This is a genomic window from Collimonas sp. NPDC087041 (genome assembly GCF_044745265.1).
In the GTDB taxonomy this organism is placed as follows: Bacteria; Pseudomonadota; Gammaproteobacteria; order Burkholderiales; family Burkholderiaceae_D; genus Collimonas.
Genome location: NZ_JBIUZX010000005.1, coordinates 398,730 through 418,966 on the forward strand (window position 1 = coordinate 398,730; position 20,237 = coordinate 418,966).

The 20,237-nt window shown below is 53.7% G+C and carries 19 protein-coding genes; 12 read left to right on the top strand and 7 right to left on the bottom strand.

The annotated features are described in order from the left end of the window. Positions 1-298 precede the first annotated feature (298 nt). From ACIPF8_RS12315 to ACIPF8_RS12330, 4 genes are all read right to left on the bottom strand, one after another. Positions 299-730, bottom strand: coding sequence for a hypothetical protein (locus ACIPF8_RS12315; protein WP_400421258.1), 432 nt, complete (start codon positions 728-730; stop codon positions 299-301). Then, positions 731-3,061 (bottom strand): RHS repeat-associated core domain-containing protein, encoded by a 2,331-nt coding sequence (locus ACIPF8_RS12320; protein WP_400421260.1) that lies wholly within the window; start codon positions 3,059-3,061, stop codon positions 731-733. Positions 3,062-3,072: 11 nt separating this feature from the next. Then, positions 3,073-5,622, bottom strand: a complete 2,550-nt coding sequence (locus ACIPF8_RS12325) for a DUF6531 domain-containing protein (RefSeq protein ID WP_400421262.1) — start codon at positions 5,620-5,622, stop codon at positions 3,073-3,075. A 230-nt stretch (positions 5,623-5,852) separates the two neighbouring features. Next, positions 5,853-8,240 (bottom strand): DUF6531 domain-containing protein, encoded by a 2,388-nt coding sequence (locus ACIPF8_RS12330; RefSeq protein WP_400421264.1) that lies wholly within the window; start codon positions 8,238-8,240, stop codon positions 5,853-5,855. 405 nt (positions 8,241-8,645) lie between these two features. On the opposite strand from ACIPF8_RS12330, the gene ACIPF8_RS12335 reads away from it, so the two are divergent. From ACIPF8_RS12335 to ACIPF8_RS12390, 12 genes are all read left to right on the top strand, one after another. Beyond that, positions 8,646-9,212: a lytic transglycosylase domain-containing protein gene (locus ACIPF8_RS12335; protein ID WP_400421324.1), complete on the top strand. Its 567-nt coding sequence runs from the start codon at positions 8,646-8,648 to the stop codon at positions 9,210-9,212. Positions 9,213-9,268: 56 nt separating this feature from the next. Beyond that, a complete protein-coding gene (gspG, locus tag ACIPF8_RS12340; protein WP_400421266.1) occupies positions 9,269-9,682 on the top strand; it encodes a type II secretion system major pseudopilin GspG in 414 nt (137 codons plus the stop codon). 48 nt (positions 9,683-9,730) lie between these two features. Further along, on the top strand, positions 9,731-10,933 hold the full coding sequence (locus ACIPF8_RS12345) for a type II secretion system F family protein (protein WP_400421268.1): 1,203 nt from the start codon (positions 9,731-9,733) through the stop codon (positions 10,931-10,933). Beyond that, positions 10,930-12,624 (top strand): GspE/PulE family protein, encoded by a 1,695-nt coding sequence (locus tag ACIPF8_RS12350; protein WP_400421270.1) that lies wholly within the window; start codon positions 10,930-10,932, stop codon positions 12,622-12,624. The genes ACIPF8_RS12345 and ACIPF8_RS12350 overlap by 4 nt, the downstream gene beginning before the upstream one ends. Further along, positions 12,617-13,447: a hypothetical protein gene (locus ACIPF8_RS12355; RefSeq protein ID WP_400421272.1), complete on the top strand. Its 831-nt coding sequence runs from the start codon at positions 12,617-12,619 to the stop codon at positions 13,445-13,447. Before ACIPF8_RS12350 ends, ACIPF8_RS12355 begins: the two co-directional genes overlap by 8 nt. Before the next feature lie 80 nt (positions 13,448-13,527). Further along, positions 13,528-13,992: a PilN domain-containing protein gene (locus tag ACIPF8_RS12360; protein WP_400421274.1), complete on the top strand. Its 465-nt coding sequence runs from the start codon at positions 13,528-13,530 to the stop codon at positions 13,990-13,992. Next, a complete protein-coding gene (locus tag ACIPF8_RS12365) occupies positions 13,989-14,600 on the top strand; it encodes a hypothetical protein (protein WP_400421276.1) in 612 nt (203 codons plus the stop codon). Before ACIPF8_RS12360 ends, ACIPF8_RS12365 begins: the two co-directional genes overlap by 4 nt. Beyond that, on the top strand, positions 14,597-15,142 hold the full coding sequence (locus ACIPF8_RS12370) for a hypothetical protein (protein ID WP_400421278.1): 546 nt from the start codon (positions 14,597-14,599) through the stop codon (positions 15,140-15,142). The genes ACIPF8_RS12365 and ACIPF8_RS12370 overlap by 4 nt, the downstream gene beginning before the upstream one ends. After that, complete coding sequence (locus ACIPF8_RS12375; RefSeq protein ID WP_400421280.1) at positions 15,142-17,535, top strand: cohesin domain-containing protein; 2,394 nt, start codon at positions 15,142-15,144, stop codon at positions 17,533-17,535. The genes ACIPF8_RS12370 and ACIPF8_RS12375 overlap by 1 nt, the downstream gene beginning before the upstream one ends. Beyond that, positions 17,532-18,011, top strand: a complete 480-nt coding sequence (locus ACIPF8_RS12380) for a type II secretion system protein (protein WP_400421282.1) — start codon at positions 17,532-17,534, stop codon at positions 18,009-18,011. The genes ACIPF8_RS12375 and ACIPF8_RS12380 overlap by 4 nt, the downstream gene beginning before the upstream one ends. 4 nt (positions 18,012-18,015) lie before the next feature. Beyond that, positions 18,016-18,450 carry a type II secretion system protein gene (locus tag ACIPF8_RS12385; protein ID WP_400421284.1) on the top strand — a complete coding sequence of 145 codons (435 nt, stop codon included), beginning with the start codon at positions 18,016-18,018 and terminating at the stop codon, positions 18,448-18,450. Beyond that, positions 18,451-18,960 carry a type II secretion system protein gene (locus ACIPF8_RS12390; RefSeq protein ID WP_400421286.1) on the top strand — a complete coding sequence of 170 codons (510 nt, stop codon included), beginning with the start codon at positions 18,451-18,453 and terminating at the stop codon, positions 18,958-18,960. A gap of 98 nt (positions 18,961-19,058) precedes the next feature. On the opposite strand, the gene ACIPF8_RS12395 is transcribed toward ACIPF8_RS12390, so the two are convergent. The 3 genes from ACIPF8_RS12395 to ACIPF8_RS12405 all read right to left on the bottom strand — a co-directional run. Beyond that, positions 19,059-19,400, bottom strand: a complete 342-nt coding sequence (locus tag ACIPF8_RS12395) for an ankyrin repeat domain-containing protein (RefSeq protein ID WP_400421288.1) — start codon at positions 19,398-19,400, stop codon at positions 19,059-19,061. A gap of 135 nt (positions 19,401-19,535) precedes the next feature. Beyond that, positions 19,536-19,850: a hypothetical protein gene (locus tag ACIPF8_RS12400; protein ID WP_400421290.1), complete on the bottom strand. Its 315-nt coding sequence runs from the start codon at positions 19,848-19,850 to the stop codon at positions 19,536-19,538. 106 nt (positions 19,851-19,956) lie between these two features. Further along, positions 19,957-20,237: hypothetical protein (locus ACIPF8_RS12405; RefSeq protein ID WP_400421292.1), on the bottom strand; the 281-nt coding region annotated here is incomplete at its 5' end.

The following is a 20,237-nucleotide window of genomic DNA, read 5'->3' on the forward strand; positions in this document are numbered from 1 at the left end:
GTCCACATTTTTCCTTGCCAGGTAATTAGGCCACTTGGGTCAGTGCTGCTAGTAGGATTTCCCCCGACATAGGCATTGGTATTGATGCCACCATCAAGCCCAATCGGATCCGATTACACATACCGTCCCTGCTGCGGATCATAGTCCCGATTGATATTGTAGAAGTTGTTGGTCTCTTTGTCGTACACCTGCCCCCGAAAGCGCTGGTTGTAGGTAAAGGTCCCCCAATCCACTCGGATTCTCAGTCGGCGGCAGCAAGCCAAACGGATCCGCATTGTCCCAACGCCATACCATCTGGTTATCCGTCTTCGGAACCGTAACTCACCAATCTCTCACGTATGGTCGGCCAATTTTCTTCGATCATCTTCCGCATTGATTCATCATTGATATTTTGTTCTTGGAACAAAATATCAATTGACGGCACATGCACTGAGGTTTTTGTACTGATCGACAAATGCATCAGTTGCATTCCTAGATCATATTTTTCAGTTTGCGATTCGTCAACGGGAGTACTGACATCCCAAGTTTTAAATGGCTCCTTGTATAAGGTAGTCATCATTTTCAGAATAGCAGTGCCGACTCGTTTCTCGGCCCCTTCTAATCCGAATGATCTCAACTCCTTCAGATCAACACCTAAAACAAGTCGGGGCTCTACTTCGCTACTCTCGACTTTAGCAAAACAAAGCTCCATCTTTTCATTTAAATAAATTTCTAATCGAGGAACGTTCATTTAATTTCCCTTTCCATCACAAATTCTAAGGTTTTCAGCGTAGCGCTCAGCAGCGCGGCCTTTACAAGCCCCCCAAGTGTTCGGACCAAATATCCTGTGGTACGCATTACATTCCTCTATGTCGCGTTCATACTGTTCAAACGCTTCTTTTTTACATTCCTCTCTCGGCGTATCTGGTGAACAAGCATTTTTAATTTTATCAGCGATTCCATTGAGGGAGTCACGCACCGCTTGAGCTGCATCGCGCACTGCCTTGGGCCAAAAATGCTGAGCTCCTGACGGTTGTTGATCGTAAGGATCAGCTGCGGAAGCTGGAAGCGGTCCAGAATCACACTCAATAACCAGGCCTGTTACGCGACAACCTGAAAGGCCAGACGGATCAACTTTAACTAAAGGATTACCGCCAACATATCCATAGGTATTGATTCCACCACCCAGTCCAATCGAATCCGATTGCACATACCGCCCCTGCTGCGGATCATAGTCCCGGTTGATGTTGTAGAAGTTGTTCGTTTCCTTGTCGTACACCTGCCCCGGGAAGCGCTGGTTGTACGTAAAGGTCCCCAAGCCGCTCGGATTCTCATTCGGCGGCAGCAGCCCAAACGGATCCGCATTGTCCCAACGCCATACCATCTGGTTATCCGTCGCCTGCGTGATCACCCGTGGCGTGTTGATGTGGTCGGCATAGACGTAATAGACGTTGGTTGCCGTGGTCTGGCTGGCACCGGTCCCCGTGGTTATTTGCGTCAGCACCGCCACCGGCAAATCACCCAGATACACCGTCTCTTCCAGTGCTTGCTGATTGGCGTCATATTCCCCAATCAGATGCCCCTGTTCGTCATACACATAGCTGTTGCTGCCGGTGGCAATGATGCTGCTCGGTCCCTGCTTCTGTACCCGTTGCTCTATGCCGTTATGACTGTAGGTAACCGTATTTCCGCCGTTGGTCGCACTGACCATTCTGCCCCGGTCATTGTAGGTATAGCTGATGGTGCCATCACTGGTGAGATTACCCGCCGCATCATAGGTGTTGCTCTTGGGCGGTAACGGTCCGGTGGTGGCGGTTAGCTGATTGCTGTTGGCTGCAATCGTATTGGTGTAGCTGCCACTGCCAAAGGTGGCCTGGGTACGGTTGCCGTTCTGGTCGTACTGGAAACTCTGCGTGTTGGTACTGCTGCTGCCCGTGACGCTATTGAGGCGATCCAGGTTGTCATAGGCATAGCTTTGATCGAAGTTGGCCGGGGCATTGCTGCCGGTACCGGATCCGCTGTGGCTACTATTTGTGATGCGGCTAGCGGCATCGTAGCTAACCGTGCGGTTGGTGCCGTTACTGAGGGCATTGCCCAGTGGGTAGCTGGTTACTCTGCCATCCAGATCGATGCCTCTGGCGTAGGTATTGGTGCTGGTACCACTGCTGTTACCCCAGGTCCAGGTATTCACCGGGCCGAAGGCTTGATAGCCGATACCGGTGAGTAAAGGGATGCTGGTGCCGGTATTGGTGCCGCCACCGGTCGTATTGGTCGGGTTCAATGTGAGGCTGTTGACTCGTCCTGCGGCATCGTAGCTGTAATTGATCCGATTACCGCTTGGGTAGGTGACGCTGATCAATTTGCCGGTGGTGTTGCCGCTGCTGCCATAGGTATAACTGAGGGTGCTGCTGGTGCCGGTACTGCTCAGGGTCTGCACTTTGGTCAGCAAACGACCAAAGCCATCATAGGCATAGGTCGTCTGACCGGAACCGTCGATCATCCGGGTTAAGTGACCCTTGGCGTTCGGTGCGCCTGTCGTGCCGCCATCGTATTCGAACTGGGTGGCCGTACCGGTGGCATAGCTGATCTGCGTCAGGCGGTTGAGTGCATCGTAGCTATAGGTCGTGGTTTTACCACGGGCATCGGTGCGCGTCTTGAGGTTGCCGGCGGCGTCATAGGTTTTACTGGTACTACCGGTATCGGGACTAGACAGTGCGTTCTGGTTACCCAGGCCATCGACGGTGTAGCTGGTGACCAGGTTGCGTGGATCGGTCACAGTACTGAGTTGATCCTGACCGTCGTAGCTAAATTTGACAATCGGGGTGCTACCACCCGTGGCTGGGACCGGTTGCACCTGCTGGATCAAGCGGCCTAAGGGGTCATAGCTTTGAGTGGTGATGTGACCTAAGGGATCGGTGATCTTGGTCCGATTCCCCATGGCGTCGTATTCATAGCTGGTGGTCGTGTTCTGGACCGCTTGGGCCGCAGCTAATGTGCCATTCAGGCTGCCCAGCAGCGGGCTGTACGACAACGTGAACAGTACCGCACTGACCAAGGTCTTGATGCCTGGTTGTTTCCCCATGAAATGCCCTCTCATTGCACTGCTCCCGTGATTTGTTGTAATCGATTTAAGGCATCTACGACACGACTGGTCTGACGTGCCAAGGCGCCGCTCGGATCCGTCACTTGCTCACCGATCCGGTTGCCCATGTTGTCCAGGGTATAAGTGATGCTGTTGCCGAGGCTGTCGGCGATGTTGGTTAAACGGTGAGCTGGATCGTAGGTGTAGTTGATCGTTGAGGTATCCGGCAGCGTGGCCTGGATCAACTGGCCGACGCCGTCGTAGCTATAGCTGGTGGTTTGCACCGTGCCATTGGCTGTGACGGTCTTGCCGGTCAGCCAGCCGCGTGGACTGTAGGTCAATGCCGTCGTGGTGCCGTTGGTGTCGGTGATCAGTCCCACCCTACCGTTGGCGTCGTAATTCGACAGGGTCGTGACCTGGCCAACGGCGTTGGTGATCGTGCTCAGGTTGCCGAAGGTGTCGTAGGTATAGGTAGTGGTATCTGCCACATCGGTTCTGGGACCGATGGCAGTCAGCACTTGACCGACGGTGTTATACGTGTAGCTCCAGGTGCGCGGGGTCCCCACCAACGTTGGCGACAAACCTTGGGCACCGGTGATATCGCTGGTGGCTTGCACTGTCTTGCTCAGCAGATTGCCGGAGGTGTCGTAGACATACGTCGTCAACAGCTTCGGCTCGGCGATCCGTAATGGCAAACTATACGTGGCATGCCAGGCTGTTGTGATCGTTCGGGCCTTTGGTGCGCCGGATGCCTCTACGCGGCTAGTTTCCAGATTGCGCGTCAAGTCGTAGCTATACGTGGTGATAGCGCCATTGAAATCAGTGCGACTGGCGACGTTGCCGTTGGCGTCATACGTGACGGCCGACGACGCTGCACTGCAGCCGGCGCCGCCGGGTTGGTTTTGGCCGGTGTTCTTGATCGTGTTGAGCAAGGTTTGAAATGCGTAGGTGCGGACGGTACCTAATGGATCAGTCACAGTGCTTTGACTGCCTGGTTGCGTATAGCCGATACTGTATTTCTCGACACCGCCGGCATGCTCGGTCGAAACGCCTCGACCACTACTGTCGTAGTTGAAGGTCGCAAAGCGCACATTGTTTTCGTCGATGATGCCGGTCAGCGCCGTGGGCAGATTGGCTCCAGCTGTATATGCCGGTTCGTTATAGGCATAGGTGCGGGTCTTGCCGTCCTGGTAAGTCACGCTGGCCAGATTGTTATTACTGTCGTAACTGTAACCGACCGTCCGACCAGTCGGGTCCGTCATCTGACTCACCCGGCTACTGCTGTCATACGTGAAATTGAGCTGGCGGCCAAACTGATCGGTGACGCGCAATAGTAATCCTGACTGCGGTGCGACCGTCGCTGGCGTACTCGCATCGGAATAAATCAACGTTTGCACCCAACCCTCACGACTAGTAATGCTAAGCAGTTTTCCGACAGCGTCATAGTTTTCAAGCGATTGATCCGCGGCGACCCGGTATTGCCAGCCAATAGTGTTGCCTATATCGTTGGCTTGGCGCGTCAGGCTGTCGCTTACATCGACATCTGGGCGATACACGCCGTCTATGGTGAATGTCAGAATTTTTCCATCATCGCGTTGGACGCCCGCCTTGTTGGGGAAGGCGCTGTTTGTTTGAATCATCCGTTCATAGGTACTGCTCCAGCGTGCACCATAACGACCATTACGTGTGCTGTTACCGTTATAGGTACGCTGCAATTGCAGACCGTGGTCCAAAACACTCAAATAATCCGATTCTAATTGTCGTTTGTTACCATTGCCGTGGTTGATCGGGTTACCGTGTTCGATCGGTCCAGAGCGGCAGGATGAACTACCGATACCTTTGTCATGTGGTACTACGCCAGGATTGTAATTACAACTGTTTGAATTGCTTGCTTCCGCCTTGCAAGACGGATCGATAGCTTCGCACGCATCAACGCTGCCTGGCCTGTGTGCTTGATCAGATGGGCAAGGCGGGTGACACGCACCTGCAAACGTAAAAGACGGATCAGGACAGGGATTGTTGGTGTCAACATAACGAACGACATAACCAAATAACTCTCCGGTCATATCCTGACAATTGTAGCCAGTGGTGGTGGTACCAAAAGTACCCACCGGACCAAGAGACCATGGTTGCACGCCCACTGGGATTTGAACCCCTAAAGCCGCACATGCCGCATCCCCGGTCGAATAGTGAGGAGCGCTCCAAAGCCAGTACCACTGATACAGAGTATCCGCGCGAGCAGCAACAGATGAGAACGCCAGCAAGGCACAGATCAGAAAACGCTTGGCAAAAATGCTGATGAAAATAGAAGCCGAAACGTGTCCGGCATATGTGGTGATAGATGCGCTATCTTGCTGAGGCACATGGAAATGACACTGAATAAACCACTTAGGTCGATTAATTTTGCGCAGAGCGTCTACACCCATCAGAACCAGTGTGGTTAGGGCACTAACAAAAATTTGATTTAAACGATGGCTCGTACCCGCCAAATGATCCAGGCTGAGATTATCCTTAACCGCCGCCACAAAACTCGTCATACTGATAAATGGTTGTTTCAGCATATTTGTTTTTTTACTTCCGTCATGACCATCCCTTTTATTCGCTCATCACCAGCAACACCATGGCACCAGGCTCTCGACTTTTTCATTGACTTGATATTTCACTGCCCCGCATCACACTTTATATTTCTACAGAGAACAATACAAAAAGCTGTGGAATAAGAAATCACAAATAAAATGAAAACAGGTCCTCGCTAATCGCGTACGGCCATCTCCATTTATCGCATCCCAATTCATTGCATTGCTCCAGTGGCTTGCTGCAACCGATTTAGGGTATCCACAACACGAGTGGTCTGACGTGCCAAGACGCCACTCGGATCTTTGACTTGCTCACTGATCCGATTACCCATGTTGTCCAGGGTATAGGCGATGCTATTGCCAAGATTGTCGGCGATATTGCTCAGACGATGGGCCGGGTCGTAGGTGTAGCTAACCGTCGAGGTATTGGGCAGCGTGACGAGGGTCAGCTGGCCGACGCCGTCGTAACCATAGGTAGTGGTTTCTACCGTACCGCCACAGGTCACCGTCTTGCCGGTCAGCCAGCCGCGTGGACTGTAGGTCAAGGCCGTCGTAGCACCATTGGCATCGGTGATCAATCCGACTCGGCCGTTGGCGTCGTAGTTCGAGAGGGTCGTCACTTGACCAAGGGCGTTGGTGATCGTGCTCAGGTTGCCGCTGCTGTCGTAGGTATATGTGGTCTTGTCGGCCACATCGGTTCTTGGACCAGTGGCGGTCAAGACCTGGCCGACGTTGTTGTAGGTGTAGCTCCAGGTGCGCGCTGTGCCGACCAACGCGTGTGACAAGCCTTGCGCCCCTGTCGCATCGCTGGTGGCCTGCACCGTCTTGCTCAGCAGATTGCCGGAGTTGTCGTAGACATAGGTGGTCAACAGTTTCGGTTCAGCGATCTGCAATGGCAAGCTGTAGGTGGCATGCCAGGCCGTTGTGATCGTTCTGGCCTGCGACGTGCCGGATGCTTCCACTCGGCTCGTTTCCAGGTTGCGCGTCAGATCGTAGCCGTAAGTGGTGACAGTACCATTGAAGTCCGTGCGCGTTGCGACGTTGCCGTTGGCGTCATAGGTGACGGCCGACGACGCGGCACCGCAACCGGCGCCGCCCGGTTGGTTTTGACCGGTACTCTTGATGGTGTTGAACAAGGTTTGAAATAAGTAAGTGCGGACCGTCCCCAACGGATCGGTAACGGTACTTTGGCTACCGGGTTGTGTGTAGCCGATGCTGTATTTCTCTACACCGCCGGCATGCTCGGTCGAAATTCCTCGGCCATTGCTGTCGTAATTAAACGTGGCAAAGCGCACATTGTTTTCGTCGATGATGCCAGTCAGTGCAGCAGGTAAATTCGCACCGGCGGTATAGGTCGGTTCGTTGTAGACGTAGGTACGTGTCTTGCCGTCCTGGTAGGTCACGCTGGTGAGATTGTTATTGCTGTCGTAGCTGTAACCGACCGTCTTGCCGGCCGGGTCCGTCATCCGGCTCACACGGCTGCTGTTGTCATACGCGAAATTGAGCTGGCGGCCAAATTGATCGGTCACGCGTAACAACAGCCCAGGTTGCGGCGCGACCGTCGCTGATGTGGTCGCATCGGAATAACTCAGCGTTTGCACCCAGCCTTCGCGGCTGGTGATACTCAGCAGTTTGCCAGCGGCGTCATAGTTTTCTAGCGATTGATCTGTGGCGACTCTGTATTGCCAGCCGGTGGTGTTACCTGCACCGTCGGCTTGGCGCGTCAGGCTATCGGTAACATCAGCATCCGGGTGATACGCGCCACCCGTTAGGGTGAATGTCAGAATCTTGCCATCGTCGCGTTGGACGCCAGCATTGTTGGGATAAGCACTATTCGTCTGGACCATGCGTTCATAGTTGCCGCTCCAGCGTGCACCATAACGACCGTTACGCGTGCTGTTGCTGTTATAGGTGCGCTGCAATTGCACACCGTTGCCTATCGCACTTAGATAGTCCGATTCCAGTTGCCGCTTGTTGCCGTTGCCATGATTGATCGGGTTGCCATGCTCCAGCTTGCAAGCAAGCCCCGTATTTTCGTCGTTTGGTGCTGCGCCAGGATTATATTTACAGCTGTTCGGATTGCTAGATTCGGGTTTGCAAGAAGGATCATAGAACGGCGGCGACGTACCGCACTGCTGTGCAAGTGGCCGAGAGCTATTTGGCACACTGCCATCAGCGCAAATGGCACTTGTCACAGGATCTATCTCTCCAAGCCCCCTAAGAACACCATTAGCATCGTAAATCAATGCCTTAAGAGGTTGACCTTGTGAATTAGGATTGCCCCAAGGCCCACCAACAACACACGTATTGGGGAAAGGAGGAAATTGATTAATAGCTGCCTGGGAATCACAAGACTGTTGCTGTGTAGCGTACACAATACCGTATTGCCCCGCATAGCCTGTCACAGGCGCGTCAGCCCGCGCCAATTTATGCACCGCCATCATCATCAGCAGCGCGACGCACAAGCTCATCAAAATCCGCTTTAATAAATAGTGCATCGAAGCATTATTTAGATGGCCAGTGCGCACCACCCCATCAGCATATCGTGATGTTGCGAACTGCCTTGACAGCGCTTTCGTACTTTTCATTTCCGTCATTTCCATCCGTTTTATGCGCCCGAAACTCAACTCCTGTGCCGAGCTGTCATGGGTCTTTTATTGAGCGATTTTCTTTTGCGCAATAAGAAGCTATGGCAGATCTAGGGACAAGATCCTCATTCTTTGAGCTGGCCCAGGTTTTCTGGACTCAATCTTCCACATCGCACACTAAGTCACACGCAGCCGTGCGAATGTATTATGCTCAAGCAATATTTGCAATATGGAAAGCAAACTATTGCCATACCGCACATTCATGAACAATCAAATAACAACACTCCGTTACATATCCTCCCTATTTGTTGCCTTCCTCCATTAAAATGAGGCAGAAAAGCAAGATTTCCCCATAGAAAAATTCACTCCATTCATATGTGCAACACCCGGTGCCTGATCGTCCAAATAAGTTGCTTGAGCATGACGTTCTGGGCCTCCGCGTACGCTGCCGACATCTACCAGTCGACCGATGCCAATGGCGCAGTCCGCTATGCCACACAAGCGCTTGATCCAAGCTTTACGCTAATTTTTAAAGACACACCGGCTCGTGCGGCAGGAAAACAGGTACGCCCCGCTACACAACCAGCTCTGGACCTTGAGCCACTGATCCAGGAAATGGCGCAAAGACACACCGTCGATGCGGCCCTGATTCGTGCCGTCATCGATGTCGAATCCCGGTTCAATCCCGCAGCGGTCTCCAGCAAAGGCGCGGTTGGTCCGATGCAGTTGATGCCGGCAACCGCTTCGCGCTATGGGGTCACCGATCGCACCGACATTGCGCAAAACCTCGACGCCGGTGTGCGCTATCTCAAAGATTTACTGTTGCAACACCATGGCAATGTGGCGTTGGCACTGGCTTCTTACAACGCCGGCGAAGGCACTGTCGCCCGCTATGGCCGGCGTATTCCGCCATATAAAGAAACCATGCTGTACGTCCCTGCCGTCCTCTCTTCCATGCAAGCCGCTCAGAATGCCTTACCTCAATGACTAATTCACAACCAACTTTTGCTCACAACGCCCACCGCTCCCATCGCACCACATCGATGAATCACCCGAATCGCAAAACCGGCTTTACCCTGCTGGAACTGCTGGTGGTGATCGTGATCATTGGTTTGCTGGCCGCGTACGTCGGACCCAAGTATTTTGCGCAGCTGGGTAAATCCGAAGTAACGATTGCCAAGGCGCAGATCGAGGCGTTTGACAAGGCGCTCGACACTTACCGACTTGATGTTGGCCGCTACCCGACGACCGAAGAGGGCTTGGCGGCGTTATTGGTGAAACCAACGACGGCGGCGAATTGGAACGGTCCGTATCTTAAAAAAGACGTGCCTCTAGATCCATGGGGACATGCGTACCTGTATCGTTCCCCTGGCAGCAAGGGCGATTTCGAGGTGATGTCCTACGGCAAAGATGGCCAACCTGGCGGCACTGACGAGAATGCCGACATCACCAATTAATCGGACTCTGTCCTCCTTCGGCACACTCCTCACCTTCGCGAGCAACTTATGCGGTATGACGTTCGGGCCTTATCTGCCGACCATGTGATGGTGCAACTCACTGTCGACGCTAATGACGAAGCGGATGCGCGTCGTCAGGTTGATGCACGCGGATTATTTACGGCCTCGATCAACCCGTTGCGCTCGTCAGGCATGCGCTTATTGATGCCAAGCAGCGGCCGCACCAGCCGCTTCTCGCTGGTGTTGTTCAGCCAGGAATTGCTGGCGTTGCTGACCGCTGGATTGAGTATTGTCGAAAGCCTGGACGCTCTACTGGAAAAGGAAACCAATACCAACACGCAAGGTGTCTTGAACCGCCTGTTGAATGGACTACGCGAAGGCAAGCGCTTCTCTGCAGTGCTGGCAGAACAAACCGACTTGTTTCCACCGCTGTATATCGGCATCGTCAAAGCGGCCGAAGGCACCAGTGATCTACCGCGCTCGCTGACGCGCTTTATCGACTATCAGCAGCGGATCGACAGTGTGCGCAACAAGATCATCAGCGCGGCCATCTATCCGCTTATTCTATTGGTCGTCGGCGGTGGCGTATCGGCCTTTTTGATCGGCTATGTAGTACCGCGCTTTGCCGAGGTCTATCAAGGCGCTGGACGCAAGCTGCCATGGCTGTCGCAACTGCTGCTGGATTGGGGGCAGTTCGCAGCTACCCACACTCAGACACTCGTGATCTCTGTCCTCATCGCGCTGCCGGTGTTATTTTTGACATTACGCCATTTCCTTGCCCGTGGTGGCATCAGTAAGCTGATGCATCGCCTTCCTGGCATCGGCGAACGCGCCCGCATCTATGAACTATCCCGCCTTTACCTGACATTAGGCATGTTGCTGGAGGGCGGTATTCCGATCGTCTCCGCCATGAATACCGTGCACGAGATGGTGTCACTACAGATCCGCAATGGTTTATCCCATGCGCGCGAAGCGATCCAGTCCGGCGGCTCGCTGTCGACTGCTTTCGAGGTCAATCAACTGACCACACCGATCTCTCTGCGTATGCTGCGGGTCGGTGAACGCTCCGGCGAGCTGGGGCAAATGCTGACCCAATCGGCGGCATTCTACGATGGCGAAATCAGCCGCTGGATTGATCGTTTTACCAGGACGTTCGAGCCGATCCTGATGGCCATCATCGGCATCATTGTCGGCGGCATCGTGGTCCTGCTGTATATGCCGATATTCGATTTGGCAGGAAGCTTGTCATGAACGCCGCCGTCCCACTACCTGCGGTGCCAGGCCTCGATGTTGCGCTGCTACAGGATGCGCGCAAGCGTGCCGCCCTTTCTCAACGTTCGCTGATTGAAGAACTGGCGGCGCTGAGCGGTATGGAAGCCCGCTCTTTGGTAGCTGCCATCGCACTGCAATTTCATATGCCGATGATCGAGACGGCCGATATGCTGGCGATGAGGCCGGCATTCGATCTGCTGCCGTTGTCCAAAGCGATGCAACGGCGCTGCATGTTGCTACGCGACTCGGCTAACAGTTTAATCGGTGTCATCCCCGATCCCTTCGACACCGATATACAAACCTGGCTCGATGCGCATGCCCAAGGCCACGTCGACTATCGGCTGGCATTGCAGGCCGACATACAAGCTTGTCTGTCGAAACAGGAGGAATCAGCTCGGGCGGTCGACAACCTGGTCCCCACCGCTAACGATAGCCGACGTGACAATAAAACGGCGGCAACATTGTCATTTGCATCGGTCAGCGCCGTAGCCAGCCCAGCGGTCCGATTGGTCAACTCAACACTTTACGACGCCTTGAAGGTCGGCGCGTCCGACATTCATATGGAAAGCACCGCGAACGGTCTGGCGGTCAAATACCGTATCGATGGAGTGTTGGATCATGCGACCTCGCTCAACGATGTGGAAGTGGCCGAGCAAGTCATTTCCCGCTTAAAAGTGCTGGCGGAACTCGATATTGCCGAACGGCGCGTGCCGCAGGATGGCAGCTTCCGTGTTGAAGCCTCCGGGCGGGAAATCGATTTGCGGATTTCGATCATGCCTAGCATTCACGGCGAAGATGCGGTGATCCGTATTCTCGACAAGCGAGCAATGATAGAAGCCTATGGCGCGCTGACTTTGGAGGCGCTGGGATTCGATGCACCGTCCTTGGTGACTTTGCGTATGCTGGCGGAAGAAGCGTACGGCATGCTGCTGGTGACCGGCCCAACCGGTTCCGGCAAGACCACCACCCTGTATGCGGCGTTGACAGAAATCCATAACGGTCGCGACAAGATCATCACGATTGAAGACCCGGTTGAATATCAATTACCGGGGATCCTGCAAATCCCCGTCAACGAAAAGAAGGGACTGACCTTTGCCAAAGGGCTGCGATCGATCCTGCGACACGATCCCGACAAAATCATGGTCGGTGAAATCCGCGACAAGGAAACCGCCGAGATCGCCGTCCAATCGGCATTGACCGGTCATCTGGTATTGACCACCGTGCACGCGAATAACGTCTTTGACGTCTTCGGCCGCTTTACACATATGGGCATCGATCCTTATGCGTTTGTCTCGGCCTTGAATGGCATTTGGGCGCAACGCCTGATCCGCCTGAATTGCCCGCATTGTGCCGCTTCCTACACACCCTCGGAAGCCGAGCTGGCGCGTGTGCATTTGACCAGCGCGCAAGTGAAGGATTTTCAATTCAAACAAGGTGCGGGATGCGGCGACTGTCGCGGCACCGGTTACAAGGGCCGCAAGGCCATTGCAGAAATATTGACGCTGAGCGATGAAATACGCGAAATGGTGATTGAGAAAAGTCCGATCCGGCAAATCAAGGAAGCGGCACGCCGCAACGGCACGCGTAGCTTGCGTGAAGCTGCACTAGCCCTGGTGCGCAGTGGCGACACCACGCTCGATGAAATCAAACGTGTGACGCTCCATGCTTAATTGGCTCACCGATCGACTCCACATTGGCTTGTCGCGCCAGGGCATTGCGATATTTCACGCCAAGGGAGGACGCCGGCCAAGCACCACCGTGCTCGCCGATCACGCTTTTGCCGCCGATAGCGCGGCCTCGCCGGAACAATTGATTGACGAGGTCCGCCAGGTACTGGCAAGCGCGCCATGTCCGCGCCTGCCGACCTCGGTGGTGCTATCGAACGATTGGGCACGTTTCTGGACCGTGACACCGCCGGTGAATGCCGTGCGCCTGTCGGATTGTCAGGCGGCGGCGCAGCTACGTTTCCAGACGTTGTACGACACATCGCTTGCTGGATGGCAGATGGCAGCCGATTGGCAGATCGATGCGCCATTTTTGGCGTGCGCGATTCCCGACGCACTCGCCTCCAACTTGCGACAGATAGCATCCACCCGTCGGCTGCGTCTGATCGAGATTGCACCGCAATTCGTCGTTGGCTGGAACCGCTGGCGCTCAGCATTGCGAACAGGCGGATGGTTTGGCGCGACGCAGGACGACACCATCACGTTTGCCGCGATCGATCAAGGACGCTTATGCACCGTGCGCTCGCTAACACGTCCTGTACGGGACAAAGAACGGCAAGGTTGGTTGCAAGAGCATATTGCGCGTGAGGCGCTACGCCTGCATATTCCAGTGCCGTCAACGCTACAACTGTGCGGATACCAATCCTCGCAATGGACCAGCTCCGGCAACTTGAGTACGACATGGCTAGGCGCGCAGCCCGTTCTCTTGCATCACCCTGCCCCATCGGCGCAAGTGATACTGGCGCACACAGGGGTGCGGCGATCATGAAACCGATTCGGATTGATTTTGCGCCGCGCACTTTGTCGCGCACGATAGCGCGCTCTGGCAGACTCAGATGGTTAGGCTGTTTGCTGGGACTGATGCTGTGTGCCGGCGCCACCGTCATGACGGTGCGCCTGACCCGGCAACAGCATCTGCTCGCTGAACAAGTACAGAGCACATTAGCGCAAATGGATCGACGCACCGCCGAGCGGCCTGTACAACCAAAAATCGTAGTGTCGGAGGCGCAAGCAACCGCCGTCAATACAGCGGTTCGGCAACTGAATTTGCCGTGGCGCGATCTGTTCGATGCAATCGAGGGAGCCACACCAACATCGATTGCCTTGCTGTCGCTAGAACCGGACGCCAAACGACAGTTGATCAAGGGATTGGCGGAAGCCAAGAACAGCGATGACATGGTCGACTATATCGCCCAGTTGAAACAACAAAAACTGTTCACAGAGGTGGCATTAAATCGCCACGAGATGAACGACAAGGACGTCAACCACCCTCTTCGCTTTCAGTTCCAGGCCCAGTGGGGAGGCCGTCCATGATTTCTCCACAATTATTACGGCTAGGATGCCGGCTACGTCTTGCACTTGCGCGTATCGGACTGGTGAACGCTTTCAGCGCCTGCGCGTTGACGCTCGGACTAATGGGATGGCTGTGGGTGATCCCGCAATTACGCACTGATGTTGCAACTCAGCAGCTTGCGTTGGCGACTGCGCAAACATCGCTCGCATCTCCAGAAGTTGTGGCTGCTACACCACCAAAATCCGCCACAGAAAATCACCTGGATACCTTTTATGCGACCCTGGCGCCGACTGCGGATGCCGAGCAGCAGATCAAAGCCATCTTCGCTATTGCGAATCATCAAAACCTGCCACTGAATCTGGCCGACTACAAGATGACATCGAATCTGGATGGCCGTTATCAAAGTTATCAGCTGCAGTTCCCGTTGTCGGGATCCTATGCGGCGATACGCCAGTTTTGCGAACAGTTATTGCTGGACATGCCGTTTGCTTCACTAGATGAAATCAGTTTCAAACGCGATGCGATCAACAGTCCTAAATTGGACACCAAGCTGCGCATCACCTTGTATCTGACAGACAAATCGGAAACGCCTGTTGTGCTACCCGTGAAACAGGAAGTGACGCCATGAAACGACGCCACCTCCTGATGCTAGCGGGGCTGGTCGGCTCCGGTGCTTTAGTCGCCTTTGGCGACAAAACACCCACAAGCTCGATTGCAGAACCCATAGCGCGCACAGCACCGCCGGCACGTCCAACGAATACCGTGACGGCATCGGCGACGTTGACATCCACCGATAAGAATGACGATCGTCGCCTGATTCTGGCATTACAACCGCGTAGCGCTTTACTGGATCGCAGCAATACCGCAACAAGCAATACCCTGTTTGGCAATCAAAGCTGGACGCCGCCTCCACCGGTGCTACCACCCGTGAAACCGCCGCCTCCACCGCCACCAATGGCGCCCGCATTGCCCTTTACGTATATCGGCAAGAAACTAGAAGGCGGTCATTGGGAAATCTACCTGGCGCAGGGCGAACAGACGGTGATCGCCCGTGAAAAAGAAACTATTGGCGGCATGTATCGTGTTGATACGATCAAGCCGCCTGTCCTCTCTCTGACATATCTGCCGTTGAAGCAGGTTCAAACACTTACTATTGAAGGATTCGACTGATGGCAGGTCGTCCGTTTTTTTTATTCCCTGGCTCCTCGGGTTCACAATACCGTACTACTCCGGCATGGCGCGGCACATCCGCTTCGGCGGCGCTATGTCTCGTAACTGGATTACTGCTGTCCGGTTGCGCAGCCCAACTGAGCTATCGTGACGGCAAGGAATTCATTGCACAAGACAAGATCGAAGAAGGACTAGCCAAGTTCCAGGAGGCCAGCGCACAGGATCCGCAGAATTTTGAATATCGCGTCGCCTATCTGCAAACACGCGAACGTGCAGTATCGACGTATCTGAGCCAAGCAGATCGCTTCGCCGTGTCCGGCAAACGCGCCGAGGCAGAAAAATTGTATCAACGGGTGTTGGCCATCGATGCCGGTAGTGAACGGGCGCAGGATGGATTGCGCAAGCTCTCGATGTCGCAGCGTCATGCCGCCCTGCTCAAAGAGGCGCAAATCGCCTGGGCCAAAAAAGACGGTGAATCAGCGCAATTCAAGCTGCGCACCATCTTGAATGAAAATCCAGATGACGCTGGCGCACTAGCGCTCAGACAGGCAATCTCGGAAGCGCTGGTCAAGCCCCCGCTGGAATCGACACTATCTGCCGCCTACAAAAAGAAGATTTCGATCGAATTCAAGGACGCGGCCCTAAAACAGGTGTTCGAGGTGATCGCCCGTACATCCGGTTTGAATTTCCTGTTCGACAAAGATGTCAAAGCCGATCAAAAGACCTCGATCTTCCTCAAGAACAGCACCATCGAATCCGCCGTGCACTTCATGTTGCTCACCAATCAGCTGGAACAGCAGGTATTGGACGCCAACACGATCCTGATTTACCCGAACACTTCGGCCAAGCAAAAAGACTATCAAGAGATGGTCGTCAAAACCTTTTTCTTGACCAATGCCGATGCCAAGATGGTTGCAAACACCCTGAAATCGATCCTCAAGACACGCGATATCGTGATCGATGAAAAGCTCAACATGCTGATCATGCGCGATTCACCGGAGGTCATCAAACTCGCAGAAAAATTAGTCGCTCTGCACGATGTGCCGGAACCGGAAGTCATGCTGGAAGTCGAGATTCTGGAGGTTACCCGCACGCGGCTGCAGCAACTAGGTATTCAATGGCCTAGCAGTTTGACGCTGACACCGCTGTCACTAAGCGGCGATGCATCCAGCGCGCTCACGTTACGCGATCTGGGCCATCAAAATAGCGGCACGATCGGCGTTGGCAATCCCAACGCGGTCGTCAATGCCAATGTGACCGACTCCGACGCCAATTTGCTGGCCAATCCGCGCATCCGCACGCGTAATCACGAAAAGGCAAAAATTCTGATCGGCCAACGCGTCCCCAATATTACAACGACGGCGACCTCCACCGGCTTTGTGTCGGAATCGATCAATTATGTTGATGTCGGATTGACCTTGAACGTTGAGCCCACCATTTACCTGGATAACGATGTCGCCATCAAGGTTTCCATGGAGGTGAGCAACATCATCAGCCAAATCACCACCAAAGGTGGCTCCACCGCTTACCAGATCGGTACCCGTACCGCCAGCACCGTGCTGAGCCTGAAAGATGGAGAGACGCAGGTCCTGGCAGGTTTGATCAATGACGAGGACCGGCGTGGCGGCAACAAACTGCCAGGTATCGGCGAGATACCCATTCTTGGCCGCTTATTCGGCACTTCTTCCGACAACAAGCAAAAGACGGAAATTGTATTGTCGATCACCCCGCATTTGATTCGCAATATTCAACGGCCGGATACGGCACTGTCGGAATTTCGCTCGGGGACCGACACTAGTTTCCGGGTAAGGCCGGAAGGTGGTGGCAGTGCTCCGGCAATCATGATGGCGCCGCCTGTGAACGATGGGACGTCAGGTATGACGACACCTGTACTCAATACCCCATCGGCGACGCCAACGAACCCTGGCGCTACTCCTGCGGCAGTCAACGCGGGCGGTGTTCCAGCCGCTGCCTTGAGCGGCACCCAGTTGCAATGGCAAGGGCCGGCGCAAGTGAAATCGGGTGACTTGTTTGCCGTGCAATTGATGATGCAGTCGGATCAGCCCGTGACCAGCTTGCCGATGGCGGTAGGCTTCGATAAACAGGTATTGCAAGTGGTGAGCATCACTGAAGGTGATTTTTTAAAACAAGGCGGCGCGCAAACCACATTCAATAGCAAGGTCGACAACGCCGGCAAGATCCTCATGACCGGCACGCGCACCGGCGATGGCGGCTCTACCAGTCTGGGCACGATTGCGACGATCAATTTCAAAGCGCTATCTGCAGTGGATACCTCTCCGGTGCAATTACTGACTCTGGCAGCGGTTGGCGCCAAGGGCAGCCAGGTAAGCGTCGCCTTGCCACAGGCATTCCGGATACAAGTGCAGCCATGAAGATGCGGCCCGCACGCGGTTTCACGCTGATTGAACTGCTGATCACGCTGGCGATTCTTGGCGTCTTGGCGAGCGTCGCCGCCCCTCTTGCTCAGGTCGCAATGCAACGTCATCAGGAACAGGAACTGCGGCGGGCGTTATGGGAAATCCGTGGCGGTATCGATGCCTATAAGCGGGCCAGCGATGAAGGACGCATTCCCAAAGGAATCGGCGCTAGCGGCTATCCGAACACCTTGGGGATTCTCGTGGACGGGCTACCTGACCAGCGCGATCCCAAGCGTTCCAATATATTCTTTCTGCGACGAATTCCTGTCGATCCGATGAATACCGACAATCCTGATGATCCGGCCGCATCGTGGGGAAAGCGCAGCTATGCGAGCGAAGCCACCGATCCCCAGGAAGGCGAAGATGTCTATGACGTGTACTCGACGTCGTCGAAAGTGGGCTTGAATGGCATCCCTTACAGAAAATGGTGATCGCGTGATATCCCCCCTCTCATTAACGTCGCGTGGAAAATACGACGCATCGTCAGGCCAAGACCATTCACGGCAACGCGGTTTCACGCTGATTGAATTATTGGTAGTACTGGCCATTGTGGCGTTGCTGGCGACGATTGCATTGCCTCGCTATTTCCAAAGCATCGACACCGCCAAAGAATCGATCTTGCAAGAAAATCTTCGTCTCACGCGTGACACCATCGATAAATTCTATGGGGATACTGGCCGCTATCCAGAGTCCCTGAATGAACTGGTACAAAGAAAGTATTTACGCGCGTTACCGGTTGATCCGATCCTGGCAAGCGCCACCGCCTGGGTGATCGTGCCGCCGGACGACACTGCCAAGGGTAATGTCTACAACATCAAAAGCAGTGCGCCAGGCAACAACCACGCTGGAAAACCGTTCTCCAGTTTGTAGATGATCATGCCTGCCCCTTGCATCACGTCTAGACGAAAGCCACGCCACCTGCATGCCGGATTTACCTATCTTGGCGTGTTGATTCTGGTGGCGATTCTGGGTATCGCATCGGTCGCGTCGCTACAGATCGGATCGTTGTTGCAACGGCGTGCAGCGGAAGAGGAACTGCTACGTATCGGCGGCGCATTTCAAAGTGCCTTAGTTGCGTATAGCAATGCAACCCCAGCCGGACAGACGCATGCTCCTCGCTCGTTAGATGATTTATTAAAAGACCCACGCTATCCTGGGACACGTCGGTATTTGCGACAAATGTATGTGGACCCGATGACAGGGAAAAATGAATGGGGAGTCGTCGAATCTCCCGAGCAGGGCGGCATTATTGGGGTGTTCAGTTTATCTGAAGCGCCCCCAATCAAGATCGGCAATTTTGCGCCTGAGTTTACGGACTTTACGGGGAAAACGTCTTATCGGGATTGGCAATTTATTGTGCCGGCAAACTTGCTTCGCTGAAAATGGAACTCCAGCCATTGGCAGGCCCGACTATCCGCAGGGTACAGTCTTGCTCTGCCCCCGAGTGCAGGAATCTCACACTCAAAACTCCCGCTTACTCATTCGCCGGGCAATCTCCCAAATTCATTTTTAATTTCGGTCGAAGCACCACGAGCCAACAGAGACTCAACCACACGCGAGTGTTTGCCGTCATACGCATAGTGCAAGGCAGTAGAACCCATATCCCCTTTTTGATTTATGTTCATCCCAGCGTCAGCCAACAAGATGATTGTCTCCACATCTCCAAGCTGAGCCGCGATATGCATCAAATTATCTCCATTGGAGTCGACGTAAGTAAGTGGACCAATCGGATCACTCGAATCGCTTGAGTCATAGTTGATCAAGTAATCGTATTTTTTCTGCAATTCCTCGATTGCTTCATCGTTTAGCGTCATGGACATGTGCACCCCGGTGTGTTTTTAGTCTTTGTTTTTAATTTTCTAATAGCACTTTGCGACTGAACATTGGCTACGGAGTGGTGCCCTCCCCCCGCTTTGCATCCCCCAATTACCACTTATGCAGTCATATCTCCTGGATTACAATCCTGAATTGGGGTTATCCAAATCACCACCAAAATAGCTATTAACCACTTTCCCTTTTTTCGTAAAATTTACCATCCAGGAGTAGTCCCCTCTTCTACCCGGAATGAAGCGATGTAAAAGATGACCGACATTTTTAAAAGATGAAAGTGACTCATCTTCTGGAAAGTCATCTGTCGATATACTAATTAAAAGAAATTTATAGTCATCTTGTATTTCAAATGAGATTGATTCTTCCTTAAAACACGTTTCATTTTGAAGGAGGCGAAGCACCTCATTCACAAAACTTTGCGTTATGATCGCACTGTCCATTTCATATCTCTCAAATTTTCAATACACAAAATAGCTGTGATAGTTGATCCTGAAACAGATCAAAGACACCCCAATGCCCTAGCCTCAGCAATTTTCCTAGCCAAGCCTACTCTAAGGCCCTCGATTTGGCCACATGGCCGAGATAAGTTCCTTTCCCTTCAATATCCCCGCCAGGATTTGTAGAATAGGCACGCTTATATAAATCATAGGGATCATCCACAAGCTTCCTTTCTTTTGTAGCAAGCTTCGCCTCTATATCTCGAATCTGTTTTCTGATTTCATCGCATGGATCTTTGTAGTGGTCTAATGAAGCCGGACACCATTTTAGGCGAGAATACTCGCCAAGGAGAGGTGTTTGATGAGCAAGAAAAGACGTACGTTTTCGCC